This window comes from Actibacterium pelagium (assembly GCF_002285415.1).
Lineage (GTDB): Bacteria > Pseudomonadota > Alphaproteobacteria > Rhodobacterales > Rhodobacteraceae > Actibacterium_B > Actibacterium_B pelagium.
The window spans coordinates 1497070-1517901 of sequence record NZ_NSBU01000007.1; the positions used below are offsets into that span (position 1 = coordinate 1497070).

Consider the following 20832-nt stretch of genomic DNA (forward strand, 5'->3'; position numbering starts at 1 on the left):
TTCTGCTTCAGGCGGCCTCTTCGCCTAGTTCTTTAAGGATTTCCCCAAATAGGTTGCTAGAGATCTGGTTGGCGTCCGAGATTTGCCCGTCGCCTGCTTCTTGCTCGGCACAGATCTTTGTAATCGTCTCCAGATGCTCGGACATAAAAGTGTCGAGCGTCGCGCGAATGTTCTCAAGAACGGCGGAAACCTGCGTTTCCTCAAGGTCCTTCGTGATGGATTCCGCTTCGGTCCGGATCAGATGTGCATAGTCATTGGCATAGGCCTGATAGCCGCGGCGTTTCTGCCACCAGCGGCGCCACCACGTGCTTTGCAGGTCTAGCGCGATCGTTTTACCCAAGCCAACCGGCGGCGGGACAATCGGGGTCTGCGGCGGCTCAATTTGGAAATCACCCAGATGATCGCCAACAGAGGCACGATAGACCGCTTCGACGTTCACAGATGCCTCGGCATACAGCTTGCCGACTTTCGACCGCACTGCGCGCGAGAAGCTGAAATAGGCGGCCCGCTGCAAAACACGCAACCCGGCAGGGTCATATTGCCACTTGCCCTGTTCGCCATAGCGCTCGAGGTGGTCGATCAGCGAGTCCGTTGCCCGTTTGACAAAGTTGGTCTGCGCCGCCTCCATCCGCTTCATCAAATCGCTACGCAGATTCCGAGTAAGCTCGTCAATCTTGACCTGATTTTCCTTGGCCAGCTTTTCCATCGCTTCAAGTGGGGTTTTGCCCCCCAAATCGACGTTAACACCCGCCGCCACCTTATTGCGGCTGGCAATCATGGTCGCACGCGCCTCGTTGGTCAGGTTGCGCGCGTTGCGACGAACCCGATCCAAAAGGCGCTTGCCGCTGCCCTCGGACACACGGTCCCACATGGCATTCAGAAGCTCAGGCAAGCCAGATGCGGCCCAGACACCATCTACGGCGTGTTTTCCGGCAAACTCGGGATGAGACTCGATATACTTCGCCAGAGATTCAGCGGACGCATCCGACAGCGTCGACAAATCGCCAAGCAGCGCTGCCTCTGCCCATTTGGCCGAGCCAAAAATCACTTCCGCCGAGTCGTCGATATTGTGCGACTTCAGCGTATGCAGAATTCCTTCGCGAATTTCCGGGATCTGGTTTTCCGGGTCTTGCAGTTCGTCGACTCGGTTGACGAACAGGATCACCTGACGTTTGTCCAGCGTCGCAATAATCCGCATCAGCGCCATGTCGACCGTGGTCAGCGCCTGGTGGGCCGACAGTACAACCACACAGATTTCCGAACCACGCAGGCTGCGGATCGTGATCTGCTCGCGCATCATGAATGTATCGTTGACGCCCGGCGTGTCGCACAGCTGGATCGCGGTGCCGTATTCGGGAATGTCCAGATACAGGTCGGCCGATTTGGTGATGTCGGCGAAGCGTCCGGTCTTGGTACTGATGTCGTTCGTGGCCACGCCATCGCCCATACAGACATAACGCTCCATCAATTCGGTATCGACATAGCCGTAAGAGTGGTTCTGACCCAGCAGAAGCTCAAAGTGCTTACCCAGACGTTGCTGCGTATTCTTGCGCATCTCTTCGATCTGGCGCTGGATGTCTTCCATCTCGTCCTGAGCACCGGCGCGATCCGCCAACTCACCCAGACGGCCACCGCCAACCACGAGGTTGTCCCATTCATCCTGATCAAAGAAGGTGAACCGTGCGCGGGTCGTGTCATCGTCCCCGGTGGACGGAGCTTTGGTATTGATCGCGATGGTGGTCACCACCGAAGTCCACGGGTTCACGTCCGATGGCAAAAGACCGGGGTGGCCCGCGAGAATGTTGGTCAGCGCAGATTTACCTGCTTTAACCTGACCGACCAGCGTCACTTTCGCTGCAAATTCTTCAAGACGGCTGCGCAATGTTGCAGCCCGTGCGGCGGTTCGGGCATCCGCAATGCCGGCCAATTGTCCCAGCTTTTCCGACAGCTTGGACATGGACTCGGCCTGCTCTTTAATCGCCTCGTTCTCAACAGCCAGCAAATGAGTATTCTGAACCATTTTTGTCTTTCACCTATTTCACAAAGTCAGGCAGCAGCTGGAACCGATACCTCCTGATCAAGATAGTCCAGAACCTGCAAGGCCGCCATTACCAAATCGCCGCGTTTGGACTGCAATTCGGACATTGGGCTGTGGATCAGGATCGAGACCTGCAGCTTCAATTCGTCAATTCTAAGATGTGCCAGAGTTTCCACATTGGCAACACTGCCGTCTTCTTCAATCGGCATCGACAAGTTGGCAAAAAGAACAGGTTCTTGACCCTCAAGGTCAAGGTTCAGCGCTAGACCAACACCCGGCACCAATCCCTCCAGCTTTGCCAGACGCGATTTCAGCGCGGCAGCCGACAGAAGGCCGGTAAGTTGCTCTGTTGTTTCAAGTGCCATGACGTCCCCCATCGCAGCAGATGCTTGTATTTTCACTTAGCAGCACTAGGAAAATATGGGTTAAAACTAAGTATTCACCCCTTCTCGCTATCGCGGCTTTGTGGCGAAAAGGTGTTGAAAGGGTGCCACGGCTGGTGTCTTTCTCAGGCACTTGCATGTGCAGGCGCCGCTTCTTTCCCGACACCTACTTCAAAAGGATAGCTGAGCGCCCAACAAAGCAGGGGATCGAATCGGGACGGCAAGCACCTCACACCTGCGTGAACACGTAATAAACAACGGACATCGGCACAAAAAACCGCCCCCAGCAGAGTCGCGATGATTCTGGCGACGGAAGCCAGCAAAAACGCTGATTTACTTGTCATCGGCTGCATTCCGAGGCCCGGCCATTTGAACTGCGCGCAGCACATCGGCGCGAAAAACGAAACAATTGCAGGAATTGCCCCGGAAAATCCGCGAATCCTTTCTTGGGCCATTCACACGCCCAACTATCGCCTTTTTTACTGCGGCAAATCGAAGGTGAGCAGGGAGACATGTGCCGGTATTCGGCATTTGAGAAAAATTTTCCCACGAAGAACAAATCGGAACGCAGTCAGGGGTGACGGCTATGCAACAGCAGAAGATGGACGGCGCAGAAACCGAGAAGGAATATGTTGATGAACTGAAGCCTGGCACTCAGCTGCTTCAGGGTCAGTATACGATCGACAGCTTCCTCAACAGCGGCGGTTTCGGCATCACGTACCTGGCGAAGGACAGCCTTGATCGTAGAATCGTGATCAAGGAGTGTTTCCCGGGGTCTTTCTGCCGTCGCAGCAAAGCGATCGTTGCCGCGCGGTCCCGCGCACACCAGAACGAGTTCCGTTCGGTCGTAAAGCTGTTCATGCAAGAGGCTCGCAGTCTGGCGAAACTGGTTCATCCGAATATTGTCGGCGTGCACCAAGTCTTCGAAGACAACGAGACCGCTTATATGGCGATCGACTATGTCGATGGTCGTGACCTTCTTGATCTGATCGAAGACCCCGCGTTCAGCATCAAGCCTGAAGAGGTTGTAAACATCACCAAGAAGCTTCTGTCGGCTGTGGCATTCGTTCATGACAACGACGTTCTTCACCGTGATATCTCGCCCGACAACATCCTGATGCAAAAAGATGGCGAGCCGATCCTGATCGACTTTGGCGCCGCCCGCGAGCAGGCCACCAAAGCCAGCCGCGCGCTGTCGGCGCTGCGCGTCGTCAAGGACGGGTACTCGCCACAGGAATTTTACGTCGCAGGCAGCCAGCAAGGTCCGTGGAGCGACCTCTACGCTTTGGCCGCATCGTTGTATCACGTGATCAAGAACGAAGCGCCGATCAACAGCCAGGTACGTTTGGCTGCTGTCGCTGAAGGTCGTGGCGACCCCTATGTTCCGCTTGCAGGATCGATCAACGGCTATCCCGATGGTTTCCTGGAAGCGATCGATAAGGCGATGCAGACCGTTCCGGCACAGCGCTTGCAGAATGCCCAGGAATGGCTGGACATGTTCCAAGGCGCGTCGACCGAAAAGGTTGTCCCGCTGAAAACCGAAAAAGCCGCAGCGCCCAAAGCAAAATCCGCGGCAAAAGAAGCTGCCCCAACACCGACAGCGACCAAACAAAGTGCGCAAGCAGCCTCGGCCCCGAAAGCGGCCAAAAGTTCTGGCGGCGGCTCCAAGGTTGCTCTTTTGGGAACGGCTGCGGCTGTTGCAATTGCGGCAGGTGTCGGTTTCTTCCTGATGTCCAGCAGCTCGGAAGAGGTGACCGTTACTGCTGAGCCGACAGTAATTTCCAAGCCAGCACCCAAACCCGTCGAGACAGCAACCGCGACGACTGCAACCACTCCGAAACCGGCAGAAACTTCTCAAGAGGCGCCGGCCCAGGAACCAGTGGCAACCGCTGCCGCGAAACCGGAAACAGCTCCGGCTGCGAAACCCACTCCGGTTACGCAGCGCGCGCCAACCACAAGCGCGTCAAGCCCAAGCACGACACGGCCCGCCACAAACACGCAAGCATCGAGCTCGGCCAGCCGACCAAGCGCGACTTCGTTTGCTGACATTATTGCGACCACCCCGGGCACGTCGACGACACGTTCGCAACCAACCGCGCGCGTCACCACGTCACCGACAACAACAGCGTCGAGTCCAACAACTGCGTCGCGCCCGGCAACAACTGCCCGCGCGACCACGACGCCCGCACGTCCGGCGCCCACACCTACGACCACGAATTCACAGGCGTCGAGCACCACCTCAAGCACTTCGTCCTTCTCTTCGGGTGGGGCTAACAGCTTTACCGACTTCCTCGCCTCGCAATCGCGGAGCCAAACACCCAGCACCACAACGTCGCGTTCGAACGTTCAGGCCCGGACCAGTTCTACGTCCAGCTTTAGCCTGACCACCCGCGCCCCGTCTGTTGCGCCCCGGGCCGAAACGCAGGACAGCAATGCGCTGTTCGCGAACATCGTCGGAAATGGTTCGACCGGGTTCGCACGCCCTGCAACCAGATCTTCGGACCAAGGTTCGACGCCGGTTCAGGTGACCGAGGCAAGCTGGGCTGTCGATCTTCCGTTCAATGTGACCGTCACCCGGCGTCAGGGCAACGTTGTTGCACTGATCACCTCGATCTCTGACAGCTCCGCTGCAGGTGCGGCCGGATCGTGGGTCGAAGAGGGGATCGAAATCCATAAAGTGAACGGTGAAGCGGTCACCGCCGCAACGTCGATCGCATCGATGGTGCTCGAGAACCGCAGTGTCGACCCCTCGGGCATCGTGCGCACGCCGGTAACGATCAAAAAAGTCGGCGCGCAGAATACGGCCATTGACGCTTTGACACTGTCGGCCAAACGCAACGTGGTTCTGGACAACGGGATCGAGCTGGAATCCAGCCTTGTCTCGGGCAAGTGGACCACCAAGGTGACCAGAACCGGACCGGGCTCTACCGGTCTGCAGTTCGGCGACGTTCTTCTGAACGAGCGCACCACGGGCACAGCGTTGACTGGCGCTCGTTCGCTTGAGCAGGCCCTGGGTGATCTCGTCACCAATGGTGCCAGCACAGCACAATTCGACGTCCAGCGCGGCACCAGCCGTGCGGTCGCAAACATGGCATTGAAGTAATTTATGACCCGGTGGCGCTGCCGCGCAGTACCACCAGGTTTGTTAAGGAGTAAGGCTAGTGATCAGACGTAAAAGCACATCCGACACCGGGACATCCCGAGGGTTTTCCTTCGACCTCGTTTCGCGCCGCAAGGCAGCCCAAGACGAAGGCGAGGCCAAAGTCCGTTCGCCTCTGGAGTTGCTGGCTGAGACGGCCCCTGCAAAGGAGACCCCGGAGGTTCAGGACATCGCCGATATGATCAAAACGGAAGATGCGCAGGAGGCCTCGGCCGCAGAAAGCGCTTTTGCGCCCGTCCCAAGGCCCAAACCGCAGGTACATTCCGAACCTGTCGCCGAGGAACCGAAAGACGAGAGCCCTCTGTTCCTATCCGAACCCATCGCGGCACAGCCTGACCCCGCCCCTGTTCCAGAGGCTCCGGCAGCACCGGCAGTCGCGGCAGAGCCCGAGATTTCGCCGGCACCGCGTCGTCGAAACGCACGCGTCAAGACCACTTTCCTTGGCTTCGAACGTTCGGACGGACGGATTGAGGACATTTTTGCGGGTGGCCAGACCGACCAAGAAGCCTCGACCAAAAACGACGTGGAATTCCCCGTTGGTTGGCTGGTGATCTCCAAAGGCCCCGGCCGTGGTGCCCAAGTCAGCCTGCAAGCAGGCGTGTCCCAGATCGGGCGCGGCGATGACCAGTCGGTACAGCTGGATTTTGGCGACAACGGTATCTCGCGCGCGAACCACGCGGCGATCGCCTTTGACGACGAAGAGCGCAAGTTCTTCCTTGGCCACGGCGGCAAAGCCAACATCGTACGCCTTAATGGCAAGCCGGTCCTAAGCACCGAAGAGCTTTCAAACGGCGACGAAATCCGTATCAGCGAAACCACGCTGCACTTTGTCGCCCTGTGCGGCGAAGACTTCACCTGGGCAGAAGACGAATAAACAAACAAGAGCAGTCCAATGAGCAATTTGACCTTTGATGTGGCCGCAGCAATTGATCGCGGTCGACGAGAATACCAGGAAGATGCAGTCACTGTAGATTTCTCTGCAGAGTCCGGTGTCGGGTATGTCGTGCTTGCCGATGGCATGGGCGGGCATGCCGCAGGGGACATTGCCAGCGAAATTGTCGTAACCGAAATGGCCAACAGTCTGCGCAAGCACCTTTCCAGCGGAGGAATTGGCGAGATCCCTCAGCTTCTGAAGGACTCGGCAGAGGCAGCGAATGCCTCGATCGCAGAATATGTGTCCAAGAACCGCGACACACAGGGCATGGGCGCCACGCTTGTTGCACCGGTGGTACAGGACGGCGCGCTTTACTGGGTCTCTGTCGGAGATTCGCCGCTTTATCTGTTTGATGGCGAAGAACTGGAACAGCTGAACGAGGACCATTCGATGGCCCCTCAGATCGACCTTATGGCCAAGGCCGGGATGATCGACGCGGAAACCGCCCGCACCCACCCGGACCGCAACTGCCTGACATCAGTTCTGATGGGCGCGCAAATCCCCAAGATCGATTGCCGGAAATCTCCGATGAGCCTTGCGGCTGGCAATATCCTGATCGTCTCCAGCGACGGACTGCAGTTCCTTGAGCATGACACCATCAAGGCCATTGTCGCCAAGCACAAATCCGAAAGCAGCGAGCGCCTGGCCTCGGCTCTTCTGGATGGCCTTCAGCAGCTGGATGATCCTGACCAAGACAACATCTCATTCGCCGTCATCAAGGTGAGCTAAGTATCGCGCCCTGCAGGGCCTCAACTTCAAAAGTCGACCCACAAGGATAACGACAAAGATGAAAAAACTTGCCTCGACCTGTTTGGCACTGTCATTCGCTCCGATCGCAGTTTATGCGCAAGAGGCCTGCTCCATATACGAAGTTCGCCCAAACGACGGCCTTCGCAAGATTGCACGCGCGGCCTACGGTTCGCCGAATTACCAGCTGATCTGGGACGCCAACCGAAGCGTCATCGGGAATGACCCCAACCTGATCAGGCTGGGTGCAAAGCTCGAGCTGCCTTGTGAAGACGGCACCCTGCCCTCGCTGAAATCGGCTCAAAGCAGCGAAGCCGCAAAGGCCGCAGCTGAAGCCGCAGAGGCGCTGGCAAAGGCCGAGGCTGACGCCAAAGCCGCTGCTGACGCAGCTGCCCGTGCCACGACCCAAGCTGAGCAGGCTCGGGCCGATGCCGAAGCAGACGCCAAAGCTGCTGCCGCTGAAGCCGCCCGTGCCCGTGCCGACGCCGAAGCCGCACGTTCCAAAGCAGAACAGGCCCGTGTGACCGCCGAAGCCGAAGCCAAGGCCGCCGAAGAGGCCGTGCAGGCTGCGACCACCGAAGCAGAGATCGCCCGCGCCAAGGCTGAATCCGAAGCCCGTGCTGCTGAACTAGCCCAGGCTCGGTTGGAAGAAGAAACTGCTGCCCGCGCCCGTGCCGAAGCCGACATGAAAGCTGCGCAGGCGGAAACCGCGGCAGCACTTGCAGAAGCCAAGACCGCCGCTGAAGCCGAAGCCCGGATGGAGCAGATGGCCAAGGCTGCGCAGGCCGAAGCAGCACAGGCTAAAGCCGACGCCGCACGTGCGATTGCTCAGGCAGAACGTCGCGCCGCAGAGCTTGAATCCGCGGCCATCGCCGCTGCGCGTTCGGAAGAGATCGCCCAAAAGACCCGCGAAGATGTCATGGACCTGCCGCCGATGACCCTTGTCACCGGCAATGATTTCGCCCCCTACACTGACGAAAGCCTGCCCGGCGGCGGCCTGTTTACCCAACTGGTTGAAACAGCCATCGCCCGCGCCGCGCCTGACATGGAATATCGACTGTTCGTGATCAACGACTGGGGTTCGCATGTCGAAGACCTGCTGCCGGCGAATATCTTTGACGCGGGCTTCCCGTGGACCCGTCCGAATTGCGAGGTCGAAGTCACCCTGTCCGAGACCGACAAGTTCCGTTGTGAGAACTTCGTCTTCTCTGATCCCTACTACGAGGTCGTGAACGGCTATTACACGCTGAACGACAGCAGCTATAGCAACGCGTTCAAATACACCCAGTTCGACGGAGCTCGCATCTGCCGCCCGGCGTCTTACTCGCTGGCGCCACTGACCACCGCCGGCCTGACAGAACCGACCATCACACTAAGCCGCCCCGAAATGGCGCTGGATTGCTTCCGCGAGCTTGCTGCGGGCAATGTCGACGTGGTTTCGATGGGGTCGAAGGCTGCATGGGAAGCCATCGAAAAGCTGGAACTGACCAGCGAGATTGTCGAGAACCCGAACCTTGCTCACATCGACACGTTGAACGTGATGATCCACAAATCCAACCCCGAAGTGACCAACTATATGCGGATGCTGAATGCGGGTCTGCAGATCATGCGTGACAGCGGCGAGTGGTATCACATCGTCTCGACCGGGCTGAAGGCGCAAGCGGCCCGACACTCGAACTAGGAATAGGCACAGAAAGATCAACAAACCCGGGATTTGCCGCGAGCTATTCCCAGAATTGCCACAATCAACCGCTCAATTGATTGCCAGGAAAAACCAAATCCCCGAACGACCGTGGTGAAGGGATCTTTAACAGAGACCACGGTCGCGCGGCCCAAGACGGACCCGACAAGCGGCCAAAGAAACGAGAATGAGGAGTTTCGTAGAGATGACCATCAAGACTATGACCAAATCCATCCTCGCAGGTGTCGGCCTTGCAGCCGCTCTGCCGGTGGCTGCAGCAGCGCAACAGGCCTGCGGCGACTATACTGTTCAGGCCGGCGACTCGCTTGGCTCCATCGCAGCGGCGGCCTACGGTTCGTTCGACTATCAGGCGATCTTCAACGCCAACCGCGATGTCCTTGGTGGCAACCCCAACAACCTGGCCCCCGGTATGGTTCTGGCTATGCCCTGTGCGGACGACCTGAATGGTGCTTCGCTGGCAATCAACGTCGTGCCCGAGAACTCTGGTTCTTCGGCTGCGGGCTACAACCCTCCGATCAAGCTTCTGACCGGTTCGGGCTGGGCGCCCTTCTCGGAAGAAAAGCTGACCGGCGGTGGCTTCCTGCCGCGTCTGGCAACCACCGCGCTGCGTCGTGGCGGTAATGATCGCGACTTCTCGCTGGCCTATGTCGAAGATCTGGGTGCACACTTGGACGTTCTGCTGCCCTCGGGCGCCTTTGACATCAGCCTTGGCTGGTACATGCCTGATTGCAACAAGATGAACGTTCTGTCGCCCACCAGTAAGCGCCAGTGTAACGAGTTCGACGCATCGGTTCCGGTTTACGAGACCGTTATGGGCTACTACACCAAAGTTGGCTCGGCCTATGAAGAAGCTGTTGAATTCCGTGACTTCACCGGTGCCCGCTTCTGCCGCGTTGAATCGCAGCTGACCTTCGATCTGGAAGAAGAAGGCTTGCAGCCGCCGCTGGTAACTCTGGTACGTCCGAAAACCGCGGAAGACTGCTTTGAAGAGCTGATGCGCGGTGGCGTGGACGTTGTCGGCATCGAAGTTCAGTCGGCCGCTGCCGTTATCAACGAACTGCAGATCGAAGACGAAGTCATCGACAACCCGAACCTGTCGAAAGTTCTGTCGATGTCCTTCCTGGCACACAAGTCGAACCCCTTCGGCCGTCAGTACATCCTGATGATGAACCGTGGTCTGAACGAGATGCGTGAAACCGGCGAGTGGTTCCAGATCATCTCTTCGTCGCTGGCAGAGTACAACCAGCAGCTGGTCACCAACTAAGACCGCTATGATCGACCTTCGTGAACGGCCCGCCTTGTGCGGGCCGTTTTCTTTTGCGGGGACGCCAAACGGAAAAGGCCCCGCTGTTGTGACAGCAGGGCCTTCAATTCATTTGGAAAAAATTCTCAGGCGTGCGGTGACTGCAATGCCGCGACCGCGTCAGCCAGATGTACCTGACCCGTCACCTGCCCTGCCTTGTTGCTGACAGGCAGGATATGCCCTTCGGCCTCGGTAAGTTTCTGCAGGGCTACTTCCAGAACGGTGCTGTCGGGCATCGGCTCGCCTGTTGGGGCCTCGCCGCTGATCGGCTGCGCAATCGCACGCAAGCGAACAACCTTGGCCCGGTTGATCTCTTTGGTGAAGTCCGCGATGTAGTCGTCTGCCGGATGCAGGACGATGTCCTGCCCGTCACCACTTTGCACCAGTTCGCCATCGCGCAAGATCGCGATGTTGTCCCCGATGCGCAGGGCCTCATCAAGGTCGTGCGTGATGAAGACGATGGTCTTGTGCAACTCTTCCTGAAGCTCCAGCAGGATCGACTGCATGTCGGTTCTGATCAGCGGGTCGAGGGCCGAGAAGGCCTCGTCCATCAGCAGGATCTCTGCATCGGTGGCCAAAGCTCGGGCTAGGCCCACACGCTGCTGCATGCCGCCGGAAAGTTGCACAGGATAGTTCGCCTCGAACCCTGACAGGCCAACCCGGTCGATCCAGTGAGCCGCCCTTTTCGAAGCTTCGTCCTGATCTACCCCTTGGATTTCCAACCCGTAAGAGACGTTCTCTTGCACGGTCCGGTGCGGCAACAGTCCGAACCGCTGGAACACCATGGACATCTTGAAACGCCGCAGATCTCGCAGACGCTTTTCTCCATAGGCCATGACGTCGTCGCCATCGATCTCGATACTGCCTTCGGTAGGCTCGATCAGCCGGTTGAAATGGCGGATCAGGGTCGATTTACCGGAACCCGAAAGGCCCATAATCACCTGAAGCTCACGCGCTTTGATATCAAGCGTGATGTCCTTCAAGCCCAAGACATGTTTGTGCTTTTCCAACAGCTCTGCCTTGGTCAAACCGCCGTGCACGTGCTTCATGGCCCGCTTCGGGTTCGATCCGAAAACCTTGTACAGGTTCCGGATTTTGATCTTGGTTTCAGCCTCACTCATGGCCACTCTCCCGGTAGCTTTGCAGGCGCTTACCATAGCTCTGGCTGACGCGGTCAAAGATGATGGCCAAGGCCACGATCGCCAAACCGTTCATCAGGCCAAGCGCGAGATACTGGTTCGAGATCGCCCTTAGAACGGGCACCCCAAGTCCCTTCACACCGATCATCGAGGCAATCACAACCATCGACAGCGCCATCATGATCGTCTGGTTCACGCCAGCGAAAATGTTGGGCAGGGCCAGCGGGATCTGCACCCCGAACAGCTTTTGCCGGTGCGAGGCACCAAAGGCCTCTGCCGCTTCCAGAACCTCGCGGTCGACCAAGCGGATACCAAGGTTGGTCAGGCGCACAATCGGCGGGATCGCGTAGATACAGACGGCGATAAGGCCCGGCACCTTTCCGATCCCCAGAAGCATCACAACCGGGATCAGGTATACAAAGCTTGGGATCGTCTGCATGACGTCCAGAATGGGCGTAATCAAAGCCTGCATCCGATCAGACCGCGCCATCATGATACCAATGGGAATTCCCAGCGCGATACACAGAATCGTGGCAACAGAGATGATGGCCAACGTCGCCATCGTGTCTTCCCACATCCCGAAATAGCCGATTGCAAGAAAGGCCAAAACGCCACCTGTGGTGACTTTCCAAGACCGAGACCCGGCCCATGCCAGCGCCCCAATGATCAGGATGATGATCGGCCAAGGTGCCGCCAGCAGAAGCTTTTCAAACCAGACCATGAATTTCAGCAGTGGAGAGAAAAACGCTTCCAATTGCTCGCCATATGTACGCGAAAACGTCTTGAAGCCCTCGTCTATCCCCTGCCGCAGTTGCGACAAGTCCCGACGCCCCATTTCAGGGAACTCTGTCAGAAATTCCATACTGCCCTCCTGTCATATTATAGGGGCGGCAATGCACTGCAATGCCGCCCCTTTTTTAACGTTTGATCTCTTAGAGACCCTTTTTGACCTTTTCAGCGACGTCTGCGGGGACCCATGCGGTCCAGACATCTTCCATGGTCGCAAGGAACTCATACGCGGCATCTTCACCCGACGCTTGATTGTCGGTCATGTAGACCAGCATCGCGTTCATGGCTTCACCGGGGAAGACGCGCTTCTGGAAATAGCCAAGTGCCGGGCTGCCCGACTTGCTTAGCTTGTCGGTGACGACGGTGTGAACTTCGGATTCAGTGTAAGACGTCGGCTGGGGATCCAGGCAATCCTGCTCTGGTTTTACAATGCAGGCATCCCAGTTTTCCGAACCACCCCACGGGGTTTCCCATTCCAGCAATTTCAGGCTGTATTTGCCGATGACGGCGGTGGGTGCCCAATAGTAACCGAACCAAGGTTCACCACGCTCGGACGCTTTGGCAATCGCGCCATCCAGACCGGCAGCCGAACCCGGATCAACCAGAACCCAGCCTTTGTTTTCCATGTCATAGGCGCGGAACAGGTTGGCATTCGACAACTGACAACCCCAGCCCGCCGGACAGCCCATGAAGGCGCCTTTGGATTCGTCTTCGACATAGGGGAAGAGCTCTGGATGCTCTAGAAGCTTCTCGACGGTGTTCAGCTCTGGATGTGCCTCTGCAAACGCAGCTGTCACCCACCAGCCTTCACCCAGACCCGTGATCGGACCTTCGATGGCAGACTGCATACGACCTTCTTCGATGGCTTTGGTCAGCGGGTCACGTACCGCGTTGATCCAAAGTTCAGGCGCGACATCAGGCTGCGCTTTTTCGTTCATCGATGCAAAAGTGGTTTGCGTTGCACCCGGAATTAGCTCGACCTCGCAGCCGAAACCCTCTTCCAGAATGATGGCGTCGACATTGGCCATAAGCTCGGCCGAGGCCCAGTTCATTTCCGCAATTGAAATCTCACCGCACTCATCCGCGGCCGCCATGCTTGCAGCAGACGCAATTAGACCGGCCACACCCAAGGTGCGATAAAACGACTTTTTCATGGAATACTCTCCCCAAATCATTGGCTCAACGGGCCGTGTTCTTTCGGCTTCACACCCCGTCACCAGCCCTCCCGGCTGATTTCCCGACCTCAGGACCTTGCGTGAGTGGTGTCACTGGATCGGGCGCGCCCCATCCGAACATATTTCAAGCCAAGCTGTAAACAGCCAACCTGTCACAATTTTGCAAAGACTGGCGTTTCACCTGAAAACAGGGGAAAAATCTGTTAAATTAAGAGTTTACAAGCTCTGTTTCACAGAAATTTATCAACTCACTCCGGGTACTTGCCCAAAGTGACTTAAGGTCATCTTTTCTAGAAAGCGCCTCGTCACCGCAGCCTGCCCGGAAAAGAGATTCCATATCGAGGAACGCTTCTCGCAGCACCAATGCCCCGAACATGGCCGAGGAACCGGCCAATCGATGCAGAACCTCGGCGCATTCCTCTTCGGTACCGGTGCTTTCTGCATCACGACAGAGCGCATCCAGCACTTGGTCCGTTTCCCGAACATAGGCGCGGGTCAGTTGTTCTGCCCGAGCACGGCCCAAATCGCCTTCCATTTCTTTCAACGTCGTCCATTCGACAAGAGTGTCCCCGGACTTGCTGACGCCCAGTTTTGGCAATGGCGATCCTGCAAGAACCCCCCGCAAAACGGCGCGGGTGGCTGGTTTCACGACGACCTGCGACATGCCCGCCTTCAAGAACCGTGCGACCTCTTCTTCCATCGCATGCGCGGTTAGCGCGACGATCCTCGTCTTTTCGTTGGGTCCCTTGCGTGCACGAATGGCGCGTGTCGCCTCTACCCCATCCATTCCGGGCATGCTGATGTCCATGAGGATCAAATCGAAACCTCGCTGCTTCGCCAGATCTACGGCCGTTTGTCCATCAGGTGCTTCAGTTACGATGCAGCCCTCAAGTTGAAGGAACTCGCGGGCAACCAGACGATTGATCTCGTTGTCTTCAACAAGAAGCACTTTCATCGCCTCGGGCACCTCTGCCAGAGTTTCTTCAGAAGAAGGTTCTTCTGGCGCTTCTTCAGAACGCTGCGCTTTGGTGGCCACAGGTAGGCGGAACCAGAACAAGCTGCCCTCACCAAGCTCACTTTCGACACCAATTTGCCCGCCCATCGCTTCGACAAGCCGGCGCGTGATGCCCAGCCCAAGTCCGGTTCCACCGGTCTGGCGGCCGTAGCTTGCATCAAGCGTCACGAAATCGTCGAAAATCCGCGGCAGGTCTTCTTCTGCAATCCCACGCCCGGTGTCGATGACCCGAAACTCGACCCACCGGCTGTCCGGTAACCGCTCTGACTCGATCGTGACAGATCCATTAAGCGTGAATTTCACGGCGTTGCCCACAAGGTTCAGCAGCACTTGACGCAGACTGCGCGGGTCGCCCCGCATGCCACGAAGGTCTTTCTTGATGCACTTGTTTTCCAGTACGGTACCGCGAGCAGCAGCAAAACCACTTTGGATATCTAAAACCTCTTCCATAATCTCAACACCATCAAAGGTGGTGATTGGAACTTCATCACCTTCTGCATCCAACCGCGAAACATCCAGAACGTCGTTCACGTGTTGCAAAAGCAGGCCGCTGGAAACATGCATATTTGCAATGTGCTTGCACTGTTTTTCATCCAGCTCAGAGTTTTCAAGAAGCTCCAAAGTCCCGATAAGACCATTTAGCGGCGTTCGCATCTCGTGGCTCATGACCGCAAGTAATCGAGCCTTGGCCTTTTCACCTGCAACCGCGTGGTCGCGCGCCTCAACCAAGGCCTTTTCGGCAGAAAGGCGTCCCGAGATATCGCGCGCATAGGCAATGAAGATCAGGCCACCTTCGCTTTGGGCCTTGTTGACCGAAATCTCGATCGGGAAAATGCGCCCATTGGCGTCCATCGCTTCAAGATTTCGGGTCCCGCCCCCAACGAACTCGCTTACACCGGTTTTCAGAAACCGCTTCATACCTTCCCGGTGGGCTTCTCGCAGGTGCGGTGGAACGATCAGGTCAGACATTTCACGCCCCAGAACATCCTCGCGCTTATAACCAAATACGCGTTCGGCCGCGCCGTTGTAGTTTTGAATCTTCCCGTCATGGCCGACCACGAGGATCGCATCGATTGCGGTACTGACCATCACTTCCAGACGCTCACGGGATAGGGCTTGCTCGCGCGCTTGCCGGTCTCCGACCTGCAACATCCGCAACAAAGCAAGGATCAGCATCATAAGGATCGCGACCTGAGCCGTCGTCAGCATACCAAGCCGCGACAACGCGTCTGACATCTCGTTTCGGTTGGCATCCGCCTTTGCCGCAAAAGCCTCCAACCCGGTAGAGGTAATCGCCAACATATAGGCGTGAGCGTCTTGTGTTTGGCTCAAGAGCTCGGGCAGGTTTGCGATCAATTGATCATCAGGCCCTTCGATGAAGGCCATTGTGTCTTCAAAAAACCGTGTCAGCCGTGCCGCGTCTTTTTCAAACCCGTTCGAAAAATGCAGCATCTGGAAATCGTTGGATTTCTTCAGCACATCCACCCGGTCGTAGAAATCGCTATAGCGCTGTCGCAGATTTTCCAGATCTGGCGACGTGTTTTCCAGCGCGTGATGGATGGCAAGTTCCAGTTCCAGAATTTGGATATCCGCCTGTGCAAGGATCCAATAACTGTTGTCGGTGATCCGGGAATTGATATCTCGCGATTTTGCCCAGACCTCAAAGTACAACAAGACAATCGTGCCAACACAGATCACGAGCGCAAACATCACGGTTACCAGTCGGAACCAGCTCAGGATGCGCACAAAAGGTTTGGGCCGAAGGTTCATCAGGGGCCTCCTTGGTTGAGCCGCATGATCACTGCTGGACCTCGGTTCGGTCAAGCCAGCAATTGCCAACACCGAAACAGCCTGAACCAAATGGCCACGAGTGCCAGATTGGCTCATTTCCGCTCATCGATGCTGTATGACGATGACATGCCCGACGAAGCGACGATTTCCCCTGTTCACAGCTTCGCAGCCGATGTTAAACTGTCGCCGTAAATTACCTGAAGGGAAGAGTATGCGCGTTCTTGTGGCGGATGATCACGATCTTGTCCGCGATGCCTTGGTCGAATACCTGCAATCCAGCGGCTTTGACGATGTGCGCGCCGCAGCCAGTCTGACCGACGCTATGCGCGTCGTAGAAGACAGCGGCTCTTTCGACCTTGTGCTTCTGGACTACAACATGCCGGGCATGGACGGTCTTCAAGGTCTGCACCGGATGATCGAGGCCAATGAAAAGCGTCCTGTGGCGCTGCTGTCTGGCATCGCTCCGCGCAAGGTTATGAACGAAGCGATCGAGGCTGGGGCGGCTGGTTTTGTCCCGAAAACCTTGTCAGCCAAATCTTTGGTCAGCGCCGCGCGTTTCATGGCCGAAGGGGAAACCTTCATCCCGCTAGAGTACCACCAGACAGAGAACCACAACGCGCCAGAACTAAGCGAACGCGAAAAAGAGGTTCTGCGCGGCATCTGCAATGGCCAATCCAACAAGGAAATCGCCCGGGACCTAGAGCTTCAGGAAGTTACTGTGAAGCTGCACGTCAAGACGCTTAGCCGTAAACTGAATGCGCGCAACCGGACACATGCGGCGATGATCGCGCGCGACCGGAACATGATTTAGACGCGGCGCGTGCCGCTGATCGACTTGATGTCCTGAAACGCGCGGATACCCCATAGGCCCGCCTCTCGCCCCCAGCCAGACTGCCCCCTGCCCCCAAATGGCGCGCCGCTTTCGCGGCTGGTTCCGTTGACCTGCACCATACCAACGCGCAGCGCCTGCGCGACGCGATCGGCGCGGGCTGCGTCGGCTGTCTGGATATAGGCAGCCAACCCGTATGGCGTTGCATTGGCCAAAGCGACGGCGTCGCTTTCGGTGTCAAAAGGGGTCATGGTCAGCACCGGGCCGAAGACTTCTTCCCGGAACAGCGTCATCTCGGGGCGCACGTCAGCGAATACCGTAGGCCGTGCAAAATAACCTGTCTCAAACCCCGGCATGCGCCCCGGCCCACCTGTAATCAACCGTGCGCCTTCTGTCTGACCAGTCTCGATCAGGCCCTGCACCCGTTCAAACTGTGATGCATTTACAAGTGGTCCGATATGGGGTCCGGGCTGGTCAGGCAGTCCAACCTGCGTGGCTTCAGCCTCGGCCCGAGCCAGCTCCACAGCTTGGTCATAAATCTCACGTGCAACAAACATGCGCGAGGCCGCGTTGCAGGACTGACCTGCATTTCGGAAGCAATGAGCCATGCCCTGGCGAATGGCCAAGGGAAGATCACAATCCTTAAACAGAATATTCGGGGATTTACCCCCAAGTTCCAGCGTCGTCCGCACCAGCCCTTCGGCAGCCTCAGCTGCGATCTGGCGTCCCGCGCGGGTAGAGCCGGTAAAGGACACCACGTCGACACCCGGCTCTGTCACCAGCATACGCCCGGTATCACGGTCGCCGATCAGCAAATTGAATACCCCGGCAGGCACCCCCGCCTCATGCACGGCTTCAGTCAGCAACACAGCCGTTTTGGTGGAATATTCGGAAGGCTTCAGCACCATAGTGCACCCCGCTGCCAAAGCCGCGGCGAGTTTCAGCACCACTTGGCTTAAGGGCCAGTTCCAGGGGGTGATCAGTGCGGCAACACCCAATGGGTCATATCTTACGCGGTGATATGGGTCGCTGGTCAAAGGCTGATCAGACGGTGCCGTCTTCAAGGCCGAAATGGTCGCATCCAGATGAACCATTGCCGCATCGACCTGCCCGCTGCGGGCAAAGTCGATCGGTGTGCCGATCTCGGCGCTGATGGTCTGGGCGAACTGCTCTGCCCGGTTTTGCATCGCCTGTTTCAATCGCGTGAGAAGCGCCAGCCGCTCATCGCGCGAGACCATGTTCCATCCGCCGTCAAAGGCTGCGCGTGCGGCTTGAACCGCTTCCGTGACCTGAGCGGCTTGGGCCGAGACAAGTACGCCGCTTGGACGCTCTGTCGCAGGATCGAACGGGGTCAGCTCTGGCCCTGTCACGCGTTGCCACGCGCCGTTGATATAGATCTGGTCCAGCCTGCCCGACATCGGCCCCGTCCTTTTCGCTTACAGGGCATTTGCCGCAAAAGCAGAGGCAGTGACAAGCTCTTATCAGAAAGCGATCTGCTCGGGCGGCCTTAGGTGCCGTTGCGCTCTTTACTGGGGCCCTGCCGAGCCTCGTGCAAAATCGCCTCTACCATCTGGTCCGCCGCATCGACCGGAGAAATGGATTTCTGCTGCGCAAAGGCAAGTAAAGAGCTGAACTTCTCTGCCGCGGTGTCGAGCTTGCGCAAAGTCCAATCCAGATCCGTAACCTTCAACGCCTCGCGCGCCACGCTTAACAACCCTCCGGAATTCACAACGTAATCCGGGCAATACAGCATCCCACGCGCTGCCAGCCGGTCGGCATCCGCATCAACCGCCAGCTGGTTGTTGGCCGAGCCGCAGACAATCGCTGCGGAAATCTCTGGGATCGTTTCGGCGTTCAGCGTTCCCCCCAACGCGCACGGGGCAAAGATTTCGGCTTCGGCCCGATGGATTGCCTGTGGGTCTGCGATCTCTGCACCCAAAGTACCCGCGGCCCAGCCTGTGGCTTCGGCGTTGATATCGGCCACGATCAGTTGGGCCCCGGCCTGATGCAGCCTTTCGGCCAAAGAGCGTCCGACATGACCAAGCCCCTGAACCGCGACACGCCGTCCAATCAAATCCGAGGCCCCAAACACCTGAAGCAGTGCAGATTTCATGCAGCGAAACACCAGCTCTGCCGTGTAGGGGGACGGATCGCCACTGGCCAAAGGACCATCCGGCAAACCAGTCATATAAGAGGTTTCCTGCGCCGCGATCATCATATCCGCAGGCGACATCCCTACGTCTTCGGCAGAGATATACCGCCCGCCCAAAGCCTCGACGAAGCGCCCGAAGGCACGCATCTTCTCTGGTGTCTTTTCTGTATGCGGATCCCCCATGATCACCGCTTTACCGCCACCAAAGGGCACACCGACCAAGGCCGCTTTTGCGGTCATTCCTGCCGACAATCGCAACACATCTGCAAGGGCATCGGCGGCGCTGTCGTATTTCCACATCCGACAGCCGCCAAGCGAAGGACCAAGCGTCGTGTCATGGACAGCAATAAACGCCTGCAATCCACTTTCCGGATCGTTACAGGACATGACAGTTTCATGGGTCGGCGTCGAAATTTGCTCAATCTTCATGGGATCCTCCGCTCCTCAGGCCTCTTCCGATTGGGTAAATAACAAAGCGGGCGTCTCCAGCACCTGCTTCAGTCGCGCAATGAATTGCGCCGCGTCCCAGCCATCAATGATCCGGTGATCGAAACTGGCCGAGACATTCATGACCTCACGCGGGACGAACTGCTGACCATCCCAAAGCGGTCGCATCTGTTTGCGGTTCACCCCCAGAATGGCCACCTCTGGGTGGTTGATGATCGGCGTGGTCGCAATCGCCCCCAAGGGACCGAGCGAGGTGATCGTAATGGTAGATCCCGACAGGTCTTCGCGCGACAGCGTCCCATCCCTTGCACCATCTGCCAGCCGCTTGATCTCGGCAGCGATGGTCCAGACTGATGCCGCTTGCGCATTCCGCATCACTGGCACCAAAAGTCCGTTGTCGGTTTGGGTGGCGATACCGATGTGCATTCCGGCGTGCTGTTCCAGAACACCGGCGTCGTCATCGTAGCGCGAGTTGACCTCTGGCACGACCGCACGCGCCCGATCCATGGCACGGATTAAAAACGGCAGTAGCGTCAGCTTGGGGCGATCCTTTCGGTCACCGTTCATCTGGGCCCGCAGACGCTCTAACTCTGTGACGTCGACCTCTTCGACAATGGTGATCGCCGGGATCGAAGCATGGGACCGCGCCATCTGTTCTGCGATCTTGCGGCGCATACCGATGATCTTGGTTGTGGTCACCCGATCCTGCACAGGCGCTGGCCGGGACGTACCACCAGCCAGAAACCGATCTAGGTCATTGTGGCTGACCAGACCTTCGGGTCCGGTGCCTGCAACAGTCGACAGATCGACCCCCAGCTCTGCGGCGCGTTTGCGCACCGCTGGTGCGGCAAGCGCCTTGCCCTGATCGACCTTGGGCAAGGCGACCTCCGCAGTTGGTTGCGGCACCTCATTAACAGCGTCTTCTTCAGCTATCTCTTCAGGTTCGGGGGCCGAGGCCGTCTGTGCAGGCTCTTCCTGCGCATTATCCATCACGTCGATCTTCACCAGCGGAGCACCGACAGCCAGAACATCACCCTCTTCGCCCGCCAACCAGGTCACCTTGCCGGACACACTGGACGGTATCTCGACGGCGGCTTTGTCGGTCAGCACGGTTACAAGCGGGTCATCTTCGCGGATCATATCCCCAACCGAGACCATCCATTCCGAGATCTCGGATTCCGCAATGCCTTCACCGATATCGGGCAGCTTGATCGTTGTTTCTGCCATC

17 protein-coding genes are annotated in these 20832 nt (G+C 57.7%); 7 read left to right on the top strand and 10 right to left on the bottom strand.

The window, feature by feature from the left end:
- Positions 1-7: 7 nt before the first annotated feature.
- The 3 genes from CLM58_RS16280 to CLM58_RS17055 all read right to left on the bottom strand — a co-directional run bounded on the left by CLM58_RS16280 (position 8) and on the right by CLM58_RS17055 (position 2876).
- Positions 8-2020 (bottom strand): dynamin family protein, encoded by a 2013-nt coding sequence (locus CLM58_RS16280; protein ID WP_095596908.1) that lies wholly within the window; start codon positions 2018-2020, stop codon positions 8-10.
- 26 nt (positions 2021-2046) lie between these two features.
- Positions 2047-2403 carry a hypothetical protein gene (locus CLM58_RS16285; protein WP_143226594.1) on the bottom strand — a complete coding sequence of 119 codons (357 nt, stop codon included), beginning with the start codon at positions 2401-2403 and terminating at the stop codon, positions 2047-2049.
- 143 nt (positions 2404-2546) lie between these two features.
- Positions 2547-2876 (bottom strand): hypothetical protein, encoded by a 330-nt coding sequence (locus tag CLM58_RS17055; protein ID WP_143226595.1) that lies wholly within the window; start codon positions 2874-2876, stop codon positions 2547-2549.
- Between the two features lie 131 nt (positions 2877-3007).
- Here CLM58_RS17055 and CLM58_RS16290 point away from each other — a divergent pair, with 131 nt between their 5' ends.
- From CLM58_RS16290 to CLM58_RS16310, 5 genes are all read left to right on the top strand, one after another.
- Positions 3008-5524, top strand: coding sequence for a protein kinase domain-containing protein (locus tag CLM58_RS16290; protein WP_095596910.1), 2517 nt, complete (start codon positions 3008-3010; stop codon positions 5522-5524).
- A 58-nt stretch (positions 5525-5582) separates the two neighbouring features.
- Positions 5583-6455 (top strand): FHA domain-containing protein, encoded by an 873-nt coding sequence (locus tag CLM58_RS16295; RefSeq protein WP_229666075.1) that lies wholly within the window; start codon positions 5583-5585, stop codon positions 6453-6455.
- 18 nt (positions 6456-6473) lie between these two features.
- Complete coding sequence (locus tag CLM58_RS16300; protein ID WP_095596911.1) at positions 6474-7244, top strand: PP2C family protein-serine/threonine phosphatase; 771 nt, start codon at positions 6474-6476, stop codon at positions 7242-7244.
- A gap of 58 nt (positions 7245-7302) precedes the next feature.
- The gene (locus CLM58_RS16305; protein ID WP_095596912.1) at positions 7303-8943 is read left to right on the top strand and encodes a hypothetical protein; all 1641 of its coding nucleotides are present in this window, start codon (positions 7303-7305) and stop codon (positions 8941-8943) included.
- Between the two features lie 205 nt (positions 8944-9148).
- Positions 9149-10228 (top strand): LysM peptidoglycan-binding domain-containing protein, encoded by a 1080-nt coding sequence (locus CLM58_RS16310; RefSeq protein WP_158221935.1) that lies wholly within the window; start codon positions 9149-9151, stop codon positions 10226-10228.
- Positions 10229-10353: 125 nt separating this feature from the next.
- On the opposite strand, the gene CLM58_RS16315 is transcribed toward CLM58_RS16310, so the two are convergent.
- The 4 genes from CLM58_RS16315 to CLM58_RS16330 all read right to left on the bottom strand — a co-directional run bounded on the left by CLM58_RS16315 (position 10354) and on the right by CLM58_RS16330 (position 16155).
- Positions 10354-11388 (bottom strand): quaternary amine ABC transporter ATP-binding protein, encoded by a 1035-nt coding sequence (locus tag CLM58_RS16315; RefSeq protein ID WP_095596914.1) that lies wholly within the window; start codon positions 11386-11388, stop codon positions 10354-10356.
- Entirely contained in the window at positions 11381-12268 is an 888-nt protein-coding gene (locus CLM58_RS16320) for an ABC transporter permease (protein WP_095596915.1), read from the bottom strand. Before CLM58_RS16320 ends, CLM58_RS16315 begins: the two co-directional genes overlap by 8 nt.
- 70 nt (positions 12269-12338) lie before the next feature.
- Complete coding sequence (locus CLM58_RS16325) at positions 12339-13349, bottom strand: glycine betaine ABC transporter substrate-binding protein (RefSeq protein ID WP_095596916.1); 1011 nt, start codon at positions 13347-13349, stop codon at positions 12339-12341.
- Positions 13350-13578: 229 nt separating this feature from the next.
- The gene (locus tag CLM58_RS16330; RefSeq protein ID WP_158221936.1) at positions 13579-16155 is read right to left on the bottom strand and encodes a hybrid sensor histidine kinase/response regulator; all 2577 of its coding nucleotides are present in this window, start codon (positions 16153-16155) and stop codon (positions 13579-13581) included.
- A gap of 90 nt (positions 16156-16245) precedes the next feature.
- Between CLM58_RS16330 and CLM58_RS17450 the strand changes: the two genes are divergently transcribed.
- Positions 16246-16368 carry a hypothetical protein gene (locus tag CLM58_RS17450; RefSeq protein WP_269843649.1) on the top strand — a complete coding sequence of 41 codons (123 nt, stop codon included), beginning with the start codon at positions 16246-16248 and terminating at the stop codon, positions 16366-16368.
- A 19-nt stretch (positions 16369-16387) separates the two neighbouring features.
- Positions 16388-16987 carry a response regulator transcription factor gene (locus CLM58_RS16335; RefSeq protein WP_095596918.1) on the top strand — a complete coding sequence of 200 codons (600 nt, stop codon included), beginning with the start codon at positions 16388-16390 and terminating at the stop codon, positions 16985-16987.
- Here the strand turns inward: CLM58_RS16335 and CLM58_RS16340 are convergent.
- The 3 genes from CLM58_RS16340 to CLM58_RS16350 all read right to left on the bottom strand — a co-directional run bounded on the left by CLM58_RS16340 (position 16984) and on the right by CLM58_RS16350 (position 20831).
- A complete protein-coding gene (locus CLM58_RS16340) occupies positions 16984-18423 on the bottom strand; it encodes an aldehyde dehydrogenase family protein (RefSeq protein ID WP_095596919.1) in 1440 nt (479 codons plus the stop codon). The two genes, CLM58_RS16335 and CLM58_RS16340, sit on opposite strands and share 4 nt — an antisense overlap.
- Before the next feature lie 89 nt (positions 18424-18512).
- Positions 18513-19586 (bottom strand): Glu/Leu/Phe/Val dehydrogenase dimerization domain-containing protein, encoded by a 1074-nt coding sequence (locus CLM58_RS16345; protein WP_095596920.1) that lies wholly within the window; start codon positions 19584-19586, stop codon positions 18513-18515.
- 15 nt (positions 19587-19601) lie between these two features.
- Positions 19602-20831, bottom strand: coding sequence for a dihydrolipoamide acetyltransferase family protein (locus CLM58_RS16350; protein ID WP_095596921.1), 1230 nt, complete (start codon positions 20829-20831; stop codon positions 19602-19604).
- Between the last annotated feature and the right edge of the window lies 1 nt (position 20832).

Excerpts from the sequence above, each read along its gene's own strand:
- CLM58_RS16335 (WP_095596918.1), top strand. The coding sequence starts at position 16,388 with ATGCGCGTTCTTGTGGCGGATGATCACGATCTTGTCCGCGATGCCTTG.
- CLM58_RS16345 (WP_095596920.1), bottom strand. The coding sequence starts at position 19,586 with ATGAAGATTGAGCAAATTTCGACGCCGACCCATGAAACTGTCATGTCC.
- CLM58_RS16325 (WP_095596916.1), bottom strand. The coding sequence starts at position 13,349 with ATGAAAAAGTCGTTTTATCGCACCTTGGGTGTGGCCGGTCTAATTGCG.
- CLM58_RS16350 (WP_095596921.1), bottom strand. The coding sequence starts at position 20,831 with ATGGCAGAAACAACGATCAAGCTGCCCGATATCGGTGAAGGCATTGCG.
- CLM58_RS16305 (WP_095596912.1), top strand. The coding sequence starts at position 7,303 with ATGAAAAAACTTGCCTCGACCTGTTTGGCACTGTCATTCGCTCCGATC.
- CLM58_RS16320 (WP_095596915.1), bottom strand. The coding sequence starts at position 12,268 with ATGGAATTTCTGACAGAGTTCCCTGAAATGGGGCGTCGGGACTTGTCG.
- CLM58_RS17055 (WP_143226595.1), bottom strand. The coding sequence starts at position 2,876 with ATGGCCCAAGAAAGGATTCGCGGATTTTCCGGGGCAATTCCTGCAATT.
- CLM58_RS16315 (WP_095596914.1), bottom strand. The coding sequence starts at position 11,388 with ATGAGTGAGGCTGAAACCAAGATCAAAATCCGGAACCTGTACAAGGTT.
- CLM58_RS16290 (WP_095596910.1), top strand. The coding sequence starts at position 3,008 with ATGCAACAGCAGAAGATGGACGGCGCAGAAACCGAGAAGGAATATGTT.
- CLM58_RS16280 (WP_095596908.1), bottom strand. The coding sequence starts at position 2,020 with ATGGTTCAGAATACTCATTTGCTGGCTGTTGAGAACGAGGCGATTAAA.
- CLM58_RS16300 (WP_095596911.1), top strand. The coding sequence starts at position 6,474 with ATGAGCAATTTGACCTTTGATGTGGCCGCAGCAATTGATCGCGGTCGA.
- CLM58_RS16340 (WP_095596919.1), bottom strand. The coding sequence starts at position 18,423 with ATGTCGGGCAGGCTGGACCAGATCTATATCAACGGCGCGTGGCAACGC.
- CLM58_RS17450 (WP_269843649.1), top strand. The coding sequence starts at position 16,246 with ATGGCCACGAGTGCCAGATTGGCTCATTTCCGCTCATCGATGCTGTAT.
- CLM58_RS16310 (WP_158221935.1), top strand. The coding sequence starts at position 9,149 with ATGACCATCAAGACTATGACCAAATCCATCCTCGCAGGTGTCGGCCTT.
- CLM58_RS16330 (WP_158221936.1), bottom strand. The coding sequence starts at position 16,155 with ATGAACCTTCGGCCCAAACCTTTTGTGCGCATCCTGAGCTGGTTCCGA.
- CLM58_RS16285 (WP_143226594.1), bottom strand. The coding sequence starts at position 2,403 with ATGGCACTTGAAACAACAGAGCAACTTACCGGCCTTCTGTCGGCTGCC.